At 56.2% G+C, this 18631-nt stretch carries 14 protein-coding genes, 1 tRNA gene and 1 pseudogene; all 16 read right to left on the bottom strand.

What is annotated here, in order from left to right; translation table 11 throughout:
• Window position 1: 1 nt before the first annotated feature.
• Window positions 2-637, bottom strand: a complete 636-nt coding sequence (rplC, locus tag HGO40_RS08525) for a 50S ribosomal protein L3 (protein ID WP_250962641.1) — start codon at window positions 635-637, stop codon at window positions 2-4.
• An 80-nt stretch (window positions 638-717) separates the two neighbouring features.
• The gene (gene rpsJ, locus HGO40_RS08530) at window positions 718-1029 is read right to left on the bottom strand and encodes a 30S ribosomal protein S10 (RefSeq protein WP_003186070.1); all 312 of its coding nucleotides are present in this window, start codon (window positions 1027-1029) and stop codon (window positions 718-720) included.
• A 156-nt stretch (window positions 1030-1185) separates the two neighbouring features.
• Window positions 1186-2379 (bottom strand): elongation factor Tu, encoded by a 1194-nt coding sequence (gene tuf, locus HGO40_RS08535; protein WP_250962642.1) that lies wholly within the window; start codon window positions 2377-2379, stop codon window positions 1186-1188.
• A 30-nt stretch (window positions 2380-2409) separates the two neighbouring features.
• Window positions 2410-4515 (bottom strand): annotated as a pseudogene (fusA, locus tag HGO40_RS08540) (elongation factor G).
• A 30-nt stretch (window positions 4516-4545) separates the two neighbouring features.
• On the bottom strand, window positions 4546-5016 hold the full coding sequence (rpsG, locus tag HGO40_RS08545) for a 30S ribosomal protein S7 (RefSeq protein WP_003186074.1): 471 nt from the start codon (window positions 5014-5016) through the stop codon (window positions 4546-4548).
• 102 nt (window positions 5017-5118) lie between these two features.
• Complete coding sequence (gene rpsL, locus HGO40_RS08550) at window positions 5119-5490, bottom strand: 30S ribosomal protein S12 (protein ID WP_003186084.1); 372 nt, start codon at window positions 5488-5490, stop codon at window positions 5119-5121.
• A gap of 216 nt (window positions 5491-5706) precedes the next feature.
• Entirely contained in the window at window positions 5707-9906 is a 4200-nt protein-coding gene (gene rpoC / locus HGO40_RS08555) for a DNA-directed RNA polymerase subunit beta' (protein WP_250962643.1), read from the bottom strand.
• 64 nt (window positions 9907-9970) lie between these two features.
• Complete coding sequence (gene rpoB, locus HGO40_RS08560; protein ID WP_250962644.1) at window positions 9971-14044, bottom strand: DNA-directed RNA polymerase subunit beta; 4074 nt, start codon at window positions 14042-14044, stop codon at window positions 9971-9973.
• 220 nt (window positions 14045-14264) lie between these two features.
• On the bottom strand, window positions 14265-14630 hold the full coding sequence (gene rplL, locus HGO40_RS08565; RefSeq protein WP_250962645.1) for a 50S ribosomal protein L7/L12: 366 nt from the start codon (window positions 14628-14630) through the stop codon (window positions 14265-14267).
• Between the two features lie 78 nt (window positions 14631-14708).
• Window positions 14709-15209 carry a 50S ribosomal protein L10 gene (gene rplJ, locus HGO40_RS08570; RefSeq protein ID WP_047230484.1) on the bottom strand — a complete coding sequence of 167 codons (501 nt, stop codon included), beginning with the start codon at window positions 15207-15209 and terminating at the stop codon, window positions 14709-14711.
• A gap of 198 nt (window positions 15210-15407) precedes the next feature.
• A complete protein-coding gene (gene rplA, locus HGO40_RS08575) occupies window positions 15408-16103 on the bottom strand; it encodes a 50S ribosomal protein L1 (protein ID WP_003186095.1) in 696 nt (231 codons plus the stop codon).
• Window positions 16103-16534 carry a 50S ribosomal protein L11 gene (rplK, locus tag HGO40_RS08580; protein ID WP_003176435.1) on the bottom strand — a complete coding sequence of 144 codons (432 nt, stop codon included), beginning with the start codon at window positions 16532-16534 and terminating at the stop codon, window positions 16103-16105. The genes rplA and rplK overlap by 1 nt, the downstream gene beginning before the upstream one ends.
• A 117-nt stretch (window positions 16535-16651) precedes the next feature.
• A complete protein-coding gene (gene nusG, locus HGO40_RS08585; protein ID WP_003186097.1) occupies window positions 16652-17185 on the bottom strand; it encodes a transcription termination/antitermination protein NusG in 534 nt (177 codons plus the stop codon).
• 9 nt (window positions 17186-17194) lie between these two features.
• The gene (gene secE / locus HGO40_RS08590) at window positions 17195-17563 is read right to left on the bottom strand and encodes a preprotein translocase subunit SecE (RefSeq protein ID WP_003206102.1); all 369 of its coding nucleotides are present in this window, start codon (window positions 17561-17563) and stop codon (window positions 17195-17197) included.
• A gap of 45 nt (window positions 17564-17608) precedes the next feature.
• Window positions 17609-17684: transfer RNA gene (locus HGO40_RS08595), tRNA-Trp, on the bottom strand.
• A 53-nt stretch (window positions 17685-17737) separates the two neighbouring features.
• A partial coding sequence (tuf, locus tag HGO40_RS08600) for an elongation factor Tu (protein ID WP_250962646.1) occupies window positions 17738-18631 on the bottom strand: 894 nt, incomplete at its 5' end.

Below are 18631 nucleotides of genomic sequence, written 5' to 3' on the forward strand. Positions count from 1 at the left end.
CTTAACCGCGAGCCTTGGCTGCTGGACGTACAACCAAGTTGCCGCCAGTAGCGCCAGGAACAGCGCCCTTGACCAACAACAGATTGCGTTCAGCGTCCACGCGCACTACTTCGAGGGACTGCACGGTCACGCGCTCAGCGCCCATATGACCGGACATTTTTTTGCCCTTGAATACACGACCAGGAGTCTGGCACTGGCCGATAGCGCCTGGAACGCGGTGGGATACGGAGTTACCGTGGGTGTTATCTTGCCCGCGGAAGTTCCAACGCTTGATCGTACCCTGGAAGCCTTTACCCTTGGACTGACCGGTCACATCAACCAGTTGACCAGCGGCGAAGATTTCAGCGTTGATCAGATCGCCGGCCTGGTACTCGCCTTCTTCAAGGCGGAACTCCATTACGGTACGACCAGCGGCAACGTTCGCCTTGGCGAAGTGGCCAGCCTGAGCTGCTGTTACACGCGAAGCGCGACGCTCGCCGACAGTGACTTGCACTGCACGATAGCCATCGGTCTCTTCAGTTTTGAACTGGGTGACGCGATTCGGCTCGATCTCAATGACCGTGACCGGAATGGAGACACCTTCTTCGGTGAAAATACGGGTCATACCGCATTTACGACCGACTACACCAATAGTCATGTTGTAAACCTCATGAGTGTACGGGGCTTTCACCCGCTATGGCCGCCCATTTCAGAGCGTTACACGACTAAGACCGAGTCTTAGCCGAGGCTGATCTGCACTTCCACACCGGCCGCAAGATCGAGCTTCATAAGTGCATCAACGGTTTTATCCGTTGGCTGGACGATGTCCAGAACGCGCTTATGAGTACGGATCTCGTACTGGTCACGCGCGTCTTTGTTGACGTGCGGGGAGACCAGAACGGTGAACCGCTCTTTACGGGTAGGCAGTGGAATTGGACCACGCACTTGAGCACCAGTACGTTTCGCGGTTTCCACGATTTCCTGGGTGGATTGGTCGATCAGGCGATGGTCGAAAGCCTTCAACCTGATACGGATTTGCTGATTTTGCATTGGATTTCAGACTCCGGCTGCTATTCCCACCGAGCGCAATACGCCCGTTAAAAGGAGGCGCAATTCTATAGACGCCCCATATAGGTGTCAACCCAATAAAAAAGCCCCCGCTGGGCGGGGGCTTTCTCAACTCATCGAAGCTGACTCAAAAAGAGCTTACTCGATGATTTTGGCTACGACGCCAGCGCCGACGGTACGACCGCCTTCACGGATAGCGAAACGCAGACCGTCTTCCATTGCGATGGTCTTGATCAGGGTGACAACCATTTTGATGTTGTCGCCTGGCATTACCATTTCAACGCCTTCCGGCAGTTCGCAGTTACCGGTCACGTCAGTGGTCCGGAAGTAGAACTGTGGACGGTAGCCTTTGAAGAACGGAGTGTGACGACCGCCTTCTTCTTTGCTCAGAACGTACACTTCAGCTTCGAACTTGGTGTGCGGCTTGACCGAACCTGGCTTAACCAGAACCTGGCCACGCTCAACGTCGTCACGCTTGGTACCACGCAGCAGAACGCCGCAGTTCTCGCCAGCACGACCTTCGTCGAGCAGCTTACGGAACATTTCAACACCGGTGCAGGTGGTGACGGTAGTGTCACGCAGACCTACGATTTCCAGTGGATCCTGAACCTTGACGATACCGCGCTCGATACGACCAGTCACAACAGTACCGCGACCGGAGATCGAGAATACGTCTTCGATTGGCATCAGGAACGGCTTGTCGATAACACGAACTGGCTCTGGGATGTAGCTGTCCAGAGTTTCTACCAGACGCTTGACAGCGGTGGTACCCATTTCGTTGTCGTCCTGGCCGTTCAGAGCCATCAGAGCCGAACCGATGATGATTGGAGTGTCATCACCTGGGAAGTCGTAAGTGCTCAGCAGGTCGCGCACTTCCATCTCAACCAGTTCCAGCAGCTCAGCGTCGTCAACCATGTCAGCCTTGTTCAGGAAGACAACGATGTACGGAACGCCTACCTGACGGGACAGCAGGATGTGCTCACGAGTTTGCGGCATCGGACCATCAGCGGCCGAGCAACCCAGGATCGCGCCATCCATCTGGGCAGCACCGGTGATCATGTTTTTCACGTAGTCAGCGTGACCTGGGCAGTCAACGTGAGCGTAGTGACGAATCGAAGAGTTGTACTCAACGTGCGCGGTGTTGATGGTGATACCACGAGCCTTTTCTTCCGGAGCGCTGTCGATTATGTCGAAAGCAACAACGGCCGAACCGAAAACTTCGGAGCAGACGCGAGTCAGAGCAGCAGTCAGAGTGGTTTTACCGTGGTCAACGTGACCAATGGTGCCAACGTTGACGTGCGGTAGGGAACGATCAAATTTTTCTTTAGCCACGACAATTAACTCCTTGCCTAAAGGGCTGAATCAGCCTTGCTTTTTAGTAACAGTCTCGACGATATGCGACGGAGCTGTATTGTATTTTTTGAATTCCATAGAGTAGCTTGCGCGACCCTGAGACATGGAACGAACGTCGGTCGCGTAACCGAACATTTCACCCAACGGAACCTCGGCACGAATGACCTTGCCGGAAACCGTATCTTCCATACCCAGAATCATGCCACGACGACGGTTAAGGTCGCCCATGACATCACCCATGTAGTCTTCAGGCGTAACGACTTCTACTGCCATGATCGGCTCGAGCAACTCACCACCGCCCTTCTGGGCCAGTTGCTTGGTTGCCATGGAAGCAGCCACCTTGAACGCCATCTCGTTGGAGTCGACGTCGTGGTAAGAACCATCAAACACAGATGCCTTCAGGCCGATCAGCGGATAACCGGCAACAACGCCGTTCTTCATCTGCTCTTCGATACCCTTCTGGATCGCCGGGATGTATTCCTTAGGAACCACACCACCTACGACTTCGTTCACGAATTGCAGACCTTCCTGACCTTCGTCAGCCGGTGCAAAACGAATCCAGCAGTGACCGAACTGGCCACGACCGCCGGACTGGCGAACGAACTTGCCTTCGATTTCACAGTTCTTCGTGATGCGCTCACGATAGGAAACCTGAGGCTTACCGATGTTGGCTTCGACGTTGAACTCACGGCGCATCCGGTCAACCAAGATGTCCAGGTGCAACTCGCCCATGCCGGAGATGATCGTTTGACCAGTCTCTTCATCAGTCTTGACGCGGAAAGACGGGTCTTCCTGAGCGAGCTTGCCCAGAGCGATACCCATTTTTTCCTGGTCGTCCTTGGTCTTAGGCTCAACGGCAACCGAAATAACCGGCTCCGGGAAGTCCATGCGAACCAGGATGATTGGCTTGTCAGCGTTGCACAAGGTTTCACCGGTGGTGACGTCCTTCATGCCGATCAAGGCCGCGATGTCGCCAGCGCGTACTTACTTGATTTCTTCACGGGCGTTTGCGTGCATTTGCACCATACGACCCACGCGCTCTTTCTTGCCTTTTACCGAGTTGATCACGCCGTCGCCGGAGGCCAACACGCCCGAGTAAACTCGAACAAAGGTCAAGGTACCCACGAATGGGTCGGTAGCGATCTTGAACGCCAAAGCCGCGAAAGGCTCGTCATCACTTGCGTGACGCTCCATTTCCTCTTCCTCGTTATCCGGGTTGGAACCCTTGATAGCAGGAATGTCGGTTGGAGCAGGCAGGAAGTCGATAACGGCGTCGAGAACCAGGGGAACACCCTTGTTCTTGAAGGAAGAACCGCAAACAGCCAGAACGATCTCACCAGCGATGGTACGCTGACGCAGAGCGGCCTTGATTTCCTCGTTGGTGAGCTCTTCACCCTCAAGGTACTTGTTCATCAGCTCTTCATTGGCTTCGGCCGCAGCCTCAACCATGTTGCCGCGCCACTTCTCGGCTTCTTCCAGCAATTCAGCAGGAATGTCCTTGCGAACAGGAACCATGCCCTTGTCGGAATCGTTCCAGTAGACAGCTTGCATGTTGATCAGATCGATCTGACCCTGGAAGTTGTCTTCGGAACCGATAGCCAACTGGATCGGCACCGGAGTGTGACCCAGACGCTGCTTGATCTGAGCGATCACGCGCAGGAAGTTGGCACCAGCACGGTCCATCTTGTTTACGTAAACAAGACGTGGAACGCCGTATTTGTTGGCCTGACGCCATACGGTTTCCGACTGAGGCTCAACACCCGAAGTACCACAGAAAACAACGACAGCGCCGTCGAGCACACGCAGGGAACGCTCAACTTCAATGGTGAAGTCTACGTGGCCTGGGGTATCGATAACGTTGAAGCGGTGCTCGTGCGGGTACTGCTTCTCGGAACCTTTCCAGAAGGCGGTGATAGCAGCAGAAGTAATGGTAATACCACGCTCCTGCTCCTGCACCATCCAGTCTGTGGTCGCGGCGCCATCATGCACCTCGCCCATTTTGTGACTTTTGCCGGTGTAAAAAAGGACGCGCTCGGTGGTGGTGGTTTTACCAGCATCCACGTGAGCAACGATACCGATGTTACGGTAGCGGTTAATCGGTGTAGTACGAGCCATAAAGCCCTCGCAAATTGAGTGACGCTAAAATTAGAAGCGGTAGTGCGAGAAAGCCTTGTTGGCTTCAGCCATACGGTGCACGTCTTCACGCTTCTTAACTGCAGCACCTTTACCTTCAGCAGCGTCCAACAGTTCACCAGCCAAACGCAGGGCCATGGACTTCTCACCGCGCTTGCGAGCGAAGTCTACCAGCCAGCGCATTGCCAGGGCGTTACGACGGGACGGACGAACTTCGACCGGAACCTGGTAAGTAGCACCGCCTACACGGCGCGACTTCACTTCGACCAGCGGAGCGATGGCGTCGAGAGCTTTCTCGAAGATTTCCAGGGGATCGCTGTTCTTGCGTTCCTTAACTTTGTCCAGTGCGCCATAAACGATACGCTCGGCCACGGCTTTCTTGCCGCTTTCCATTACGTGGTTCATGAACTTGGCGAGAATCTGGCTTCCGTATTTCGGATCGTCCAGAATCTCACGTTTGGCTGCTACGCGACGTCTTGGCATTGATAAGCCCTCAAACGGTCTTCAGGTTAGCCCGGGACAGCAGATGCGTGCCCGACCTTACTCTTATCGACTCAATAAAATTAAAAACTGCAAAACGGCCGATTATTTCGGACGCTTGGTACCGTACTTCGAACGACCTTGGTTACGACCTTTGACGCCGGAAGTATCCAAAGAGCCGCGAACGGTGTGGTAACGAACACCTGGCAAGTCTTTTACACGACCGCCGCGGATCAGGACCACGCTGTGCTCTTGCAGGTTGTGGCCTTCACCGCCGATGTACGAGGAAACCTCGAAACCGTTGGTCAGACGCACACGGCATACTTTACGCAGTGCCGAGTTAGGTTTTTTCGGCGTGGTGGTATACACACGGGTGCATACGCCACGACGTTGCGGGCAGTTCTGCAGCGCAGGCACGTCGGATTTCTCGACGATACGCTTACGCGGCTGACGTACCAGCTGGTTGATAGTTGCCATCTACTAGCTCCACTGTTGTCTTGCGACGCTATTGTCTTACAAGAAAAGCAAAATGGCAGGAACGAATTCCCGCCAAATTTAGGGGATCAAGAGTCTAAAGAGGATCTTGCCCCCAGTCAAGGCAAGGCCCCGACCTCCCCGCCCGCCGGATCTCGACAATTTGTCTCGATCCGCCGAACGGGGCGACCAGGGCCAGGCACTCAATTACCGCAGAACTCAGTTACCACTCGAGTTCAGCGCTTCGGTCAGTGCAGCTTCCACTTCACTGGCGCTTACGCGCAACGGTTTGTCAGCATCACGGCGACGCTTGCGCTCGCTGTGATAGGCCAAGCCGGTACCGGCCGGGATCAGACGACCCACGACCACGTTTTCTTTCAGGCCGCGCAGGTAGTCGCGCTTGCCGGTTACCGCCGCTTCGGTCAGTACGCGGGTGGTTTCCTGGAAGGAAGCCGCCGAGATGAACGATTCGGTGGACAACGACGCCTTGGTGATACCCAGCAGCACGCGAGTGAACTTGGAGACGAACTTGTCTTCGGTCGCCAGGCGCTCGTTTTCCACCAGTACGTGAGTCAGTTCCATCTGGTCGCCCTTGATGAAACTCGAGTCGCCGGATTCAGCGATCTCGACCTTACGCAGCATCTGACGCAGGATGGTCTCGATGTGCTTGTCGTTGATCTTCACGCCTTGCAGACGGTAAACGTCCTGGATCTCGTTCACGATGTACTTGGCCAGCGCACTCACACCCAGCAGACGCAGGATGTCGTGTGGATCGCTCGGGCCGTCCGAGATAACTTCGCCGCGATTTACCTGTTCGCCTTCGAAGACGTTCAGGTGACGCCACTTCGGAATCAGCTCTTCGTACGGATCGCTACCGTCGTTCGGAGTAATGACCAGACGGCGCTTGCCCTTGGTCTCTTTACCGAACGCGATGGTGCCGCTGACTTCAGCCAGAATCGAGGCTTCTTTCGGACGACGAGCTTCGAACAAGTCGGCAACACGCGGCAGACCACCGGTGATGTCGCGGGTTTTCGAAGTTTCCTGCGGGATACGAGCGATTACGTCACCGATCGCGATCCGCGCACCGTCCGCAACACCGACCAGGGCGTTGGCTGGCAGGAAGTACTGAGCGATTACGTCAGTGCCTGGCAGCAACAGGTCCTTGCCGTTGTCATCGACCATCTTCACAGCAGGACGGATGTCCTTGCCGGCAGCTGGACGATCTTTTGCATCAAGTACTTCAATGTTGGTCATACCGGTCAATTCGTCGGTCTGACGCTTGATCGTGATGCCTTCTTCCATGCCCACGTAGGTCACGGTACCTTTCATCTCGGTGACGATCGGGTGAGTGTGCGGATCCCACTTGGCCACGATGGCACCAGCGTCGACCTTGTCGCCTTCCTTCACCGAAATCACAGCACCGTACGGCAGCTTGTAACGCTCACGCTCACGACCGAAGTCATCAGCGATGGCCAGCTCACCGGAACGGGACACAGCCACCAGGTGACCGTCGACACGCTCTACGTGCTTGAGGTTGTGCAGACGGACGGTACCGCCATTCTTCACCTGGACGCTGTCGGCCGCGGAGGTCCGGCTTGCCGCACCACCGATGTGGAACGTACGCATCGTCAGCTGGGTACCCGGCTCACCGATGGACTGGGCAGCGATAACGCCGACCGCTTCACCGATGTTCACCTGGTGACCACGAGCCAGGTCGCGACCGTAGCACTTGGCGCAGATGCCGTAGCGGGTTTCGCAGCTGATCGGCGAACGTACGATCACTTCGTCGATGCTGTTGAGTTCGATGAACTCGACCCACTTCTCGTCAACCAGGGTGCCAGCAGGAACGATGACGTCCTCGGTACCCGGCTTGAATACGTCACGGGCGATGACACGACCCAATACGCGCTCACCCAATGGCTCTACTACGTCACCGCCTTCAATGTGCGGCGTCATGACCAGGCCATGTTCGGTGCCGCAATCGATCTCGGTCACGACCAGATCCTGGGCAACGTCTACCAGACGACGAGTCAGGTAACCGGAGTTCGCCGTTTTCAACGCGGTATCCGCAAGACCCTTACGAGCACCGTGAGTGGAGATGAAGTACTGGAGTACGCTCAAGCCTTCACGGAAGTTCGCGGTAATCGGGGTCTCGATGATGGAACCGTCCGGCTTGGCCATCAGGCCACGCATACCGGCGAGCTGACGGATCTGCGCAGCAGAACCCCGTGCGCCCGAGTCGGCCATCATGTACATCGAGTTGAAGGATTCCTGGTCGACTTCGTTGCCGTGACGGTCGATGACTTTCTCTTTCGAGAGGTTGGCCATCATCGCCTTGGAAACTTCGTCGTTCGCCTTGGACCAGAGGTCGATCACCTTGTTGTACTTCTCGCCCTGGGTTACCAGGCCGGAGGCGTACTGACTTTCGATCTCTTTCACTTCTTCGGTGGCAGCACCGATGATGCGGGCTTTTTCATCCGGGATAACGAAGTCGTTAACGCCGATGGAAACGCCGGAAATGGTCGAATAGGCAAAACCGGTGTACATCAACTGGTCAGCGAAGATCACGGTCTCTTTCAGACCCACCACGCGGTAGCACTGGTTGATCAGCTTGGAGATCGCCTTTTTCTTCATCGGCAGGTTGACGACGTCGAAGGACAAGCCTTTTGGCACAACCTGGAACAACAGCGCACGGCCGACGGTAGTGTCGACGATACGAGTGTTGGTCACGCTGCCGCCGTCACGCTCGTTCACGGTTTCGTTGATCCGCACCTTGACCTTGGCATGCAGTGCGGCTTCGCCGGCACGGAACACACGGTCAACTTCCTGCAGATCCGCGAACACACGACCTTCGCCCTTGGCGTTGATCGCTTCACGCGTCATGTAGTACAGACCCAATACAACGTCCTGCGACGGAACGATGATTGGCTCACCGTTGGCTGGCGACAGGATGTTGTTGGTCGACATCATCAACGCGCGCGCTTCGAGCTGGGCTTCCAGCGTCAGCGGTACGTGCACGGCCATCTGGTCGCCGTCGAAGTCGGCGTTGTACGCAGCACAGACCAGCGGGTGCAGCTGGATAGCCTTACCTTCGATCAGTACCGGTTCAAACGCCTGGATGCCCAGACGGTGAAGGGTCGGTGCACGGTTGAGCAGCACTGGGTGTTCGCGAATCACTTCAGGGAGAACGTCCCAGACCTCTGGCAGCTCGCGCTCGACCATTTTCTTGGCCGCTTTGATGGTGGTCGCCAGACCACGCATTTCCAGCTTGCCGAAAATGAACGGCTTGAACAGCTCCAAGGCCATTTTCTTAGGCAGACCGCACTGGTGCAGACGCAGGGTCGGGCCTACGGTAATTACCGAACGACCGGAGTAGTCAACACGCTTACCGAGCAAGTTCTGACGGAAACGACCCTGCTTACCCTTGATCATGTCAGCCAGGGATTTCAGAGGACGCTTGTTGGAACCGGTAATAGCGCGGCCACGACGACCGTTGTCGAGCAGTGCGTCGACCGCTTCCTGCAACATACGCTTTTCGTTGCGCACGATGATGTCCGGAGCGGACAGATCGAGCAGGCGCTTCAAGCGGTTGTTACGGTTGATCACTCGACGATACAGATCGTTGAGGTCGGAAGTCGCGAAACGACCGCCATCGAGCGGAACCAGCGGACGCAGGTCTGGCGGCAGAACCGGCAGAACGGTCAGCACCATCCACTCTGGCAGGTTGCCGGAACCCTGGAAGGCTTCCATCAACTTCAGACGCTTGGACAGCTTCTTGATCTTGGTTTCGGAGTTGGTTTGCGGAATTTCTTCGCGCAGACGGCCAATCTCGTGCTCCAGGTCGATAGCGTGCAGCAGTTCGCGGACAGCTTCGGCACCCATGCGGGCATCGAAATCGTCACCGAACTCTTCCAGCGCTTCGAAGTACTGCTCGTCGTTGAGCAGCTGACCTTTTTCAAGAGTGGTCATGCCTGGATCGATAACGACATAGCTCTCGAAGTAGAGAACACGTTCGATATCACGCAGGGTCATGTCCATCAGCAAGCCGATACGGGACGGCAGCGATTTCAGGAACCAGATGTGGGCAACCGGCGAGGCCAGTTCGATGTGCGCCATGCGCTCACGACGAACTTTTGCCAGCGCGACTTCAACGCCGCACTTCTCGCAGATCACACCGCGGTGCTTCAAGCGCTTGTACTTACCGCACAGGCACTCGTAATCCTTGACCGGGCCAAAGATCTTGGCGCAGAACAGGCCGTCACGCTCAGGTTTGAACGTACGGTAGTTGATGGTTTCCGGCTTTTTAACTTCACCGAACGACCACGAACGGATCATCTCAGGCGAGGCCAATCCAATACGGATGGCGTCGAACTCTTCGACTTGACCCTGGTTTTTCAGCAAATTCAGTAGGTCTTTCAAGGCCTTTCCTCCTGGCGGAGCAGAGAGCGGGCAAAACAGCCCCGCTCTCGATTCGCGTCACGTGTTATTCGGTTTCCAGATCGATATCGATGCCGAGGGAACGAATTTCCTTGATCAACACGTTGAAAGACTCGGGCATGCCCGGCTCCATACGGTGATCGCCGTCCACGATGTTTTTGTACATCTTGGTCCGGCCGTTCACATCGTCCGACTTCACTGTGAGCATTTCTTGCAGAGTGTATGCAGCACCGTACGCTTCCAGTGCCCAGACCTCCATCTCCCCGAAACGCTGACCACCGAACTGCGCCTTACCACCCAGCGGCTGCTGGGTAACCAGGCTGTAAGAACCGGTAGAACGAGCGTGCATCTTGTCGTCTACCAAGTGGTTCAGCTTCAGCATGTACATGTAGCCAACGGTAACCGGGCGCTCGAACTTGTTGCCGGTACGGCCGTCGAACAACTGCATCTGGCCGCTTTCCGGCAGGTCTGCCAGCTTCAGCATGGCCTTGATTTCGCTTTCCTTGGCACCGTCGAACACCGGAGTAGCCATTGGAACGCCGCCGCGCAGGTTCTTCGCCAGATCCAGGATTTCCTGGTCGGAGAAGGTGTCCAGCTCTTCGTTGCGACCGCCGATCTCGTTGTAGATCTCGTGCAGGAACTTACGCAGGTCAGCGACCTTGCGCTGCTCTTCGATCATACGGTTGATCTTCTCGCCCAAGCCCTTGGCCGCGAGGCCCAGGTGGGTTTCAAGGATCTGACCAACGTTCATACGCGAAGGTACGCCCAACGGGTTGAGGACCACATCGACCGGGGTGCCATTGGCATCGTGCGGCATGTCTTCAACCGGCATGATCACGGAGACCACACCCTTGTTACCGTGACGACCGGCCATCTTGTCGCCCGGCTGGATGCGGCGACGGATTGCCAGGTAAACCTTGACGATTTTCAGCACGCCTGGAGCCAGGTCATCGCCCTGCTGCAGTTTGCGCTTCTTGTCTTCGAACTTGTCGTCCAGCAGACGGCGGCGATCAACGATGTAGGCCTGGGCCTTCTCGAGCTGCTCGTTCAGAGCATCTTCAGCCATGCGCAGTTTGAACCACTGGCCATGCTCAAGACCGTCGAGGACTTCGTCGGTGATTTCCTGACCTTTCTTCAGGCCGGCGCCGCCTTCAGCCTTGTGGCCTACCAGGGCGGAGCGCAGACGTTCGAAAGTCGCGCCTTCGACAATACGGAACTCTTCGTTCAGGTCCTTGCGGATCTCGTCGAGCTGAGTCTTCTCGATGGACAGTGCACGAGCATCACGCTCAACGCCGTCGCGGGTGAAGACCTGTACGTCGATGACGGTACCCTTGGTGCCGGTAGGCACGCGCAGGGAGGTGTCTTTAACGTCGCTGGCTTTTTCACCGAAGATGGCACGCAGCAGTTTTTCTTCCGGAGTCAGCTGGGTCTCGCCTTTCGGAGTGACCTTGCCCACCAGGATGTCGCCTGCGCCTACTTCGGCACCTACATAAACGATACCGGCTTCGTCCAGCTTGTTCAGTGCAGCTTCACCCACGTTCGGGATGTCCGCAGTGATTTCCTCTGGGCCAAGCTTGGTGTCACGGGCCACACAGGTCAGTTCCTGGATGTGGATCGTGGTGAAGCGATCTTCCTGAACCACACGCTCGGACAGGCAGATGGAGTCTTCGAAGTTGAAGCCGTTCCATGCCATGAACGCGATGCGCATGTTCTGGCCCAACGCCAGTTCACCCATATCGGTGGACGGACCGTCGGCCATGATGTCGCTGCGCTGAACCCGATCACCCTTGCTCACCAGCGGACGCTGGTTGATGCAGGTGTTCTGGTTGGAGCGGGTGTATTTGGTCAGGTTGTAGATGTCGACACCGGCTTCGCCAGTTTCAACTTCGTCATCGGCAACACGAACCACGATACGGCTGGCGTCGACGGAGTCGATCACGCCGCCTCGACGAGCCACGACGCAAACGCCGGAGTCACGGGCTACGTTACGCTCCATGCCGGTACCGACCAGCGGCTTGTCGGCACGCAGGGTGGGTACAGCTTGACGCTGCATGTTCGAACCCATCAACGCACGGTTGGCGTCGTCGTGCTCGAGGAACGGGATCAGCGACGCTGCAACCGACACTACCTGCTTCGGCGACACGTCCATCAAGGTGACGTCTTCCGGCGCCTTGACGGTGAACTCGTTCAAGTGACGAACCGCTACCAGCTCGTCGATCAGAACTTTCTTGTCGTTCATCGTGGCCGAAGCCTGGGCGATCACGTGATCAGCTTCTTCGATGGCGGACAGGAACACGATCTCGTCGGTGACCAGGGCATCTTTCACCACGCGGTACGGGCTTTCGAGGAAGCCGTACTGGTTGGTGCGCGCATAGGCAGCCAGGGAGTTGATCAGACCGATGTTCGGACCTTCCGGCGTTGCGATCGGGCATACACGACCGTAGTGCGTCGGGTGTACGTCACGAACTTCGAAGCCTGCACGCTCACGAGTCAGACCGCCTGGGCCGAGTGCGGAGACACGACGCTTGTGGGTGATCTCGGACAGCGGGTTGTTCTGGTCCATGAACTGGGACAGCTGGCTCGAACCGAAGAACTCCTTCACCGCCGCAGCCACAGGCTTGGCGTTGATCAGGTCTTGCGGCATCAGGCCTTCGCTTTCAGCCATCGACAGGCGTTCCTTGACCGCACGCTCTACGCGCACCAGGCCAACACGGAACTGGTTCTCGGCCATCTCGCCTACGCAGCGAACACGACGGTTACCCAGGTGGTCGATATCATCGACGATGCCTTTGCCGTTACGGATGTCGACCAGGGTCTTGAGGACCGCGACGATGTCGTCCTTGTTCAGTACACCCGAACCTTCGATCTCGGTACGACCGATACGACGGTTGAACTTCATCCGGCCGACCGCAGACAGGTCATAGCGCTCAGGGCTGAAGAACAGGTTGTTGAACAGGGTCTCGGCGGCATCCTTGGTTGGCGGCTCGCCAGGACGCATCATGCGATAGATCTCGACCAGGGCTTCCAGCTGGTTGCCGGTGGAGTCGATCTTCAGCGTGTCGGAAATGAACGGACCACAGTCGATGTCGTTGGTATACAGCGTCTCGATGCGAACGACCTGGGCCTTGGCGATTTTCGCCAGGATCTCGGTGTTCAGCTCGGTGTTGCACTCTGCCAGGATTTCGCCGGTGGCCGGATGCACGATGACCTTGGCCGTGGTGCGACCCAGGACGTAGTCCAGAGGCACTTGCAGCTCTTTGATCCCGGCTTTTTCCAGCTGGTTGATGTGGCGAGCGGTGATACGACGACCCTGCTCGACAATAACCTTGCCTTTGTCATCCTGGATATCGAGGACAGCGATTTCACCGCGCAGGCGCTGAGGCACCAGTTCCAGGCTGAGGTTTTCACCTTGCACGTGGAAAACGTTGGTGGTGTAGAACGCGTCCAGCACTTCTTCAGTGGTATAGCCGAGCGCACGCAGCAGTACCGATGCAGGCAGCTTGCGACGACGGTCGATACGCACGAACACGCAGTCTTTCGGGTCGAATTCGAAGTCCAACCACGAACCGCGGTAAGGAATGATGCGCGCGGAGTAAAGCAGTTTGCCGGAGCTGTGCGTCTTGCCACGGTCGTGGTCGAAGAACACGCCCGGAGAACGGTGCAGCTGGGAAACGATTACACGCTCGGTACCGTTGATTACGAAGGTACCGTTTTCAGTCATCAGGGGGATTTCACCCATGTAGACTTCTTGCTCTTTGATGTCCTTGATCGCTTTGTTCGACGATTCTTTGTCGAAAATGATCAGGCGCACTTTTACCCGCAAAGGTACGGCGTAAGTCACACCGCGCAATACGCATTCTTTGACATCAAATGCCGGTTCGCCCAGGCGATAACCGACGTACTCCAGCGCAGCATTGCCGGAGTAGCTGATGATCGGGAAAACGGATTTGAAGGCCGCATGCAGGCCCACGTCGCGGAACTGATCTTTAGTCGCTCCCGCTTGCAAGAATTCACGATACGAATCCAGCTGGATGGCCAGGAGGTACGGCACATCCATGACGTCCGGCAACTTGCTAAAGTCCTTGCGGATACGTTTTTTCTCAGTATATGAGTAAGCCATCAGCGTTCCCCAGCTTGGTCACCTGCTTGTTTGGCCCCTCCCGACGGGAGCAGCCAGAAAATCGTGCAAACCCCATGGTTTGCGCCACCACATCGGGTGGTTACAGCTCGCGATCAGCACCGACCCAGTCGGCTGCCAATAACGGAAAAAGGCCGGTGGCAAGAGCCACCAGCCATCAGCCTGTCGCTTAACGCTCGGGCTGGAGACGCAAAGTCGATGCTTACTTCAGCTCGACTTTAGCGCCTGCTTCTTCCAGAGTGGCCTTGGCTTTGTCAGCTGCGTCTTTCGATACAGCTTCCAGAACCATGGCAGGAGCGCCGTCAACTACAGCCTTGGCTTCTTTCAGGCCCAGACCGGTCAGTTCACGTACTGCCTTGATCACGTTTACTTTCTTCTCGCCAGCTTCGGTCAGCATGACGTTGAATTCGGTTTGCTCTTCAACAACGGCGGCAGCAGCAGCTGGACCAGCGGAAGCAGCGGCAGCGGAAACGCCGAATTTTTCTTCGAAAGCTTTGATCAGCTCAACAACCTGCAGAACCGCCATTTCAGCTACGGCGTTGAGGATATCGTCTTGGGAGATAGACATTACTGTATTTCCTGAATTGGGGGACGGCCTACGCGGCCATCGAAATAAACAAAAAAGCGCGAGAGAAAGTGCTCAGCCTTAGGCTGCGGCAGCTTCTTTTTGCTCGCGAACTGCAGCCAGGGTACGAGCCAGCTTGCTGGTGGCGCCTTGAATCACGCTCATCAGCTGCGAAATGGCTTCGTCGCGGGTCGGCAGTGTTGCCAGTACATCGATCTGATTAGCTGCGAGGAACTTGCCCTCGAACGCAGCTGCCTTGATCTCGAACTTGTCCTGACCCTTGGCGAATTCCTTGAACAAACGGGCAGCAGCGCCTGGATGATCTTTGGAGAACGCGATCAGGGTCGGGCCGGTGAACACGTCGTTGAGAACACTGTATTCAGTGTCAGCAACAGCGCGCTTGAGCAGGGTGTTACGTACGACACGTACGTAAACGCCAGCTTCACGGGCCTCTTTACGGAGTCCGGTCATTGCGCCTACTGTTACGCCACGGGCATCAGCCACGACAGCGGACAGAGCGACTTTGGCAGCCTCGTTGACTTCAGCGACGATGGCCTTCTTGTCTTCGAGATTAATTGCCACGGGTTTAACTCCTGCTTGTTACCGTTTCATTCGATCGAAACCGAATGTCGTTTTGGTGTCTGATTCGGTAAGGAACCGGGAGCACCATCTGCGTAGGCTTGTGGTTTAAGACTTGCGTCGCCTACGGTCTTGGACAGCCCCCGCCAGGCAGGGACCCCAATTTTGTGGTTGGCGCGATTGCTCGTGCCAACCTGAGTCTTACGCGTCGAGCGAGCTCTGATCGATGACCAGACCTGGGCCCATAGTGGTGCTCAGGGTAACGCGCTTGACGTAGATACCTTTCGAAGAAGCTGGCTTGATACGCTTCAGATCAGCGATCAGGGCTTCAACGTTTTCCTTCAGCTTGACGGCGTCGAAGCCGATCTTGCCAACGGAAGTGTGGATGATGCCGTTTTTGTCGGTGCGATAACGAACCTGACCAGCCTTGGCGTTTTTAACCGCGGTGGCTACGTCTGGCGTTACGGTGCCGACTTTAGGGTTAGGCATCAGACCACGTGGACCGAGGATCTGACCCAACTGACCTACAACACGCATGGCATCCGGAGATGCGATCACTACGTCATAGTTCAGGTCGCCGCCCTTCATTTCAGCAGCCAGGTCGTCCATGCCTACGCGATCAGCGCCAGCGGCCAGAGCAGCTTCAGCTGCTGGGCCCTGGGTGAACACGGCAACACGAACGGTCTTGCCAGTGCCGTGTGGCAGCACGGTTGCGCTACGAACGACCTGGTCGGATTTACGTGGGTCAACACCCAGGTTCACAGCAACGTCGAACGACTCGCTGAACTTGACAGTCGACAGCTCAGCCAGCAGAGCGGCGGCGTCTACAAAGTTGTAGGCCTTGCCTGCTTCGATTTTGCCGGCGATAGCCTTTTGACGCTTGGTCAGCTTAGCCATTACACACCCTCCACGTTAAGGCCCATGCTACGAGCAGAACCGGCGATAGTACGCACGGCTGCATCCATATCAGCTGCAGTCAGATCCGCGTTTTTGGTTTTCGCGATTTCTTCCAGCTGAGCACGGGTAACGGTGCCAACCTTAACGGTGTTTGGACGAGCGGAACCGCTGGTCAAACCTGCAGCCTTCTTCAGCAGAACCGAAGCCGGGGTGCTTTTTGTTTCGAAAGTGAAGCTACGGTCGCTGTAGACAGTGATGATCACTGGAGTCGGCAGACCTGGCTCAAGACCCTGAGTACGGGCGTTGAAAGCCTTGCAGAACTCCATGATGTTCACGCCGTGCTGACCCAGGGCAGGACCAACAGGTGGGCTTGGGTTAGCCTGAGCGGCCTTCACTTGCAGCTTGATGTAAGCGGTAATTTTCTTGGCCATGAGGCACTCCAATTACGGGTTCGAACGCCTCGAAAGGCTCCCCGGTTACTTGCGCGTTTATCCCAGTGACGACAAAACCCCACAGCCTAGGGCTGCGGGGTTGGGATGCCTGTTCAATCAGACCTTTTCGACCTGGCTGAACTCTAGCTCTACCGGAGTAGAGCGACCGAAAATGAGCACTGCCACTTGGATCCGGCTCTTTTCGTAGTTAACTTCTTCAACCGTGCCATTGAAATCAGCGAATGGACCGTCGGTGACACGTACAACCTCACCCGGCTCAAACAGCGTTTTCGGCTTCGGCTTGTCGCTACCATCAGCGACACGACGCAGAATCGCTTCTGCCTCTTTATCCGTGATCGGCGCAGGCTTGTCGGCGGTACCGCCAATGAAGCCCATCACCCGAGGGGTATCCTTGACCAAGTGCCAAGTCCCTTCGTTCATGTCCATCTGTACCAGCACGTAGCCCGGAAAGAACTTACGTTCACTTTTGCGCTTCTGGCCATTGCGCATTTCAACCACTTCTTCAGTGGGGACCAGAATCTCGCCGAAGCCATCTTCCATGCCAGCCAGCTTTACGCGCTCTACCAGCGAGCGCATGACATGCTTCTCGTAACCCGAGTAAGCATGCACAACGTACCAACGCTTAGCCACGGGACACCCTTAGCCAACAATCAAGGAAACAAGCCAGCCGAGCAGGGAATCAAGCCCCCACAACAGCAACGCCATTACCAGAACAACAGCCACAACAATCAACGTGGTCTGCGTGGTTTCTTGGCGAGTCGGCCATACGACTTTACGAATCTCGGTGCGAGCTTCCTTAGCGAGTACAAAGAAAGACTTGCCCTTGGCTGTCTGCAGGCCTACAAAGGCAGCTACAGCAGCAATGGCGAGCAATGCTAGTACGCGGTACAGGATCGGCGAAGCAGAATAATACTGATTGCCAACAACGCCAATAACCACCAAAGCGACTACCACTAGCCACTTGAGCAGATCGAAGCGAGAGCCTTGAGCTTCAGCTTTAGGAGTCATCTATGAAGATCCTGTGAAAAGAAAGCCAGACACACCAAGTGAATCTGGCAGGTCAGGAGGGAATCGAACCCCCAACCTACGGTTTTGGAGACCGTCGCTCTGCCAATTGAGCTACTGACCTAAAACAAAATCAGGCCGACCATTATGCCGGCCCGAAAAAGACATTACAACTGTTTACTCGATGACTTTGGCTACGACGCCAGCGCCGACGGTACGACCGCCTTCACGGATAGCGAAACGCAGACCGTCTTCCATCGCGATGGTCTTGATCAGGGTAACAGTCATCTGAATGTTGTCACCTGGCATTACCATTTCAACGCCTTCTGGCAGCTCGCAGTTACCAGTCACGTCAGTTGTACGGAAGTAGAACTGTGGACGGTAGCCCTTGAAGAACGGAGTATGCCGGCCGCCTTCTTCCTTGCTCAGAACGTAGACTTCTGCAGTGAACTTGGTGTGCGGCTTGACGGTGCCTGGCTTGACCAGAACCTGGCCACGCTCAACGTCGTCACGCTTGGTGCCGCGCAGCAGTACACCACAGTTCTCACCGGCACGACCTTCGTCGAGCAGCTTGCGGAACATTTCAACGCCAGTACAGGTCGTTTTCTGAGTGTCGCGCAGACCGACAATCTCAACTTCTTCCTGGATACGAACAATGCCACGCTCAACACGACCAGTCACAACAGTACCGCGACCGGAGATCGAGAACACGTCTTCGATTGGCATCAGGAACGGCTTGTCGATAGCACGCTCTGGCTCTGGGATGTAGCTATCCAGAGTTTCCACCAGCTTCTTGACAGCAGTGGTGCCCATTTCGTTGTCGTCTTGGCCATTCAGAGCCATCAGAGCCGAACCGATGATGATTGGAGTGTCATCACCTGGGAAGTCGTAAGTGCTCAGCAGGTCGCGCACTTCCATCTCAACCAGTTCCAGCAGCTCAGCGTCGTCAACCATGTCAGCCTTGTTCAGGAAGACAACGATGTACGGAACGCCTACCTGACGGGACAGCAGGATGTGCTCACGGGTTTGCGGCATCGGACCATCAGCGGCCGAGCAAACCAGGATCGCGCC

The sequence above is a fragment of the Pseudomonas sp. CG7 genome (genome assembly GCF_023701885.1).
GTDB lineage: Bacteria > Pseudomonadota > Gammaproteobacteria > Pseudomonadales > Pseudomonadaceae > Aquipseudomonas > Aquipseudomonas zanjanensis.

Excerpts from the sequence above, each read along its gene's own strand:
- rpsJ (WP_003186070.1), bottom strand. The coding sequence starts at position 1,029 with ATGCAAAATCAGCAAATCCGTATCAGGTTGAAGGCTTTCGACCATCGC.
- rplL (WP_250962645.1), bottom strand. The coding sequence starts at position 14,630 with ATGTCTATCTCCCAAGACGATATCCTCAACGCCGTAGCTGAAATGGCG.
- rpsG (WP_003186074.1), bottom strand. The coding sequence starts at position 5,016 with ATGCCAAGACGTCGCGTAGCAGCCAAACGTGAGATTCTGGACGATCCG.
- rplK (WP_003176435.1), bottom strand. The coding sequence starts at position 16,534 with ATGGCCAAGAAAATTACCGCTTACATCAAGCTGCAAGTGAAGGCCGCT.
- rpsL (WP_003186084.1), bottom strand. The coding sequence starts at position 5,490 with ATGGCAACTATCAACCAGCTGGTACGTCAGCCGCGTAAGCGTATCGTC.
- secE (WP_003206102.1), bottom strand. The coding sequence starts at position 17,563 with ATGACTCCTAAAGCTGAAGCTCAAGGCTCTCGCTTCGATCTGCTCAAG.
- rplA (WP_003186095.1), bottom strand. The coding sequence starts at position 16,103 with ATGGCTAAGCTGACCAAGCGTCAAAAGGCTATCGCCGGCAAAATCGAA.
- rpoB (WP_250962644.1), bottom strand. The coding sequence starts at position 14,044 with ATGGCTTACTCATATACTGAGAAAAAACGTATCCGCAAGGACTTTAGC.
- rplC (WP_250962641.1), bottom strand. The coding sequence starts at position 637 with ATGACTATTGGTGTAGTCGGTCGTAAATGCGGTATGACCCGTATTTTC.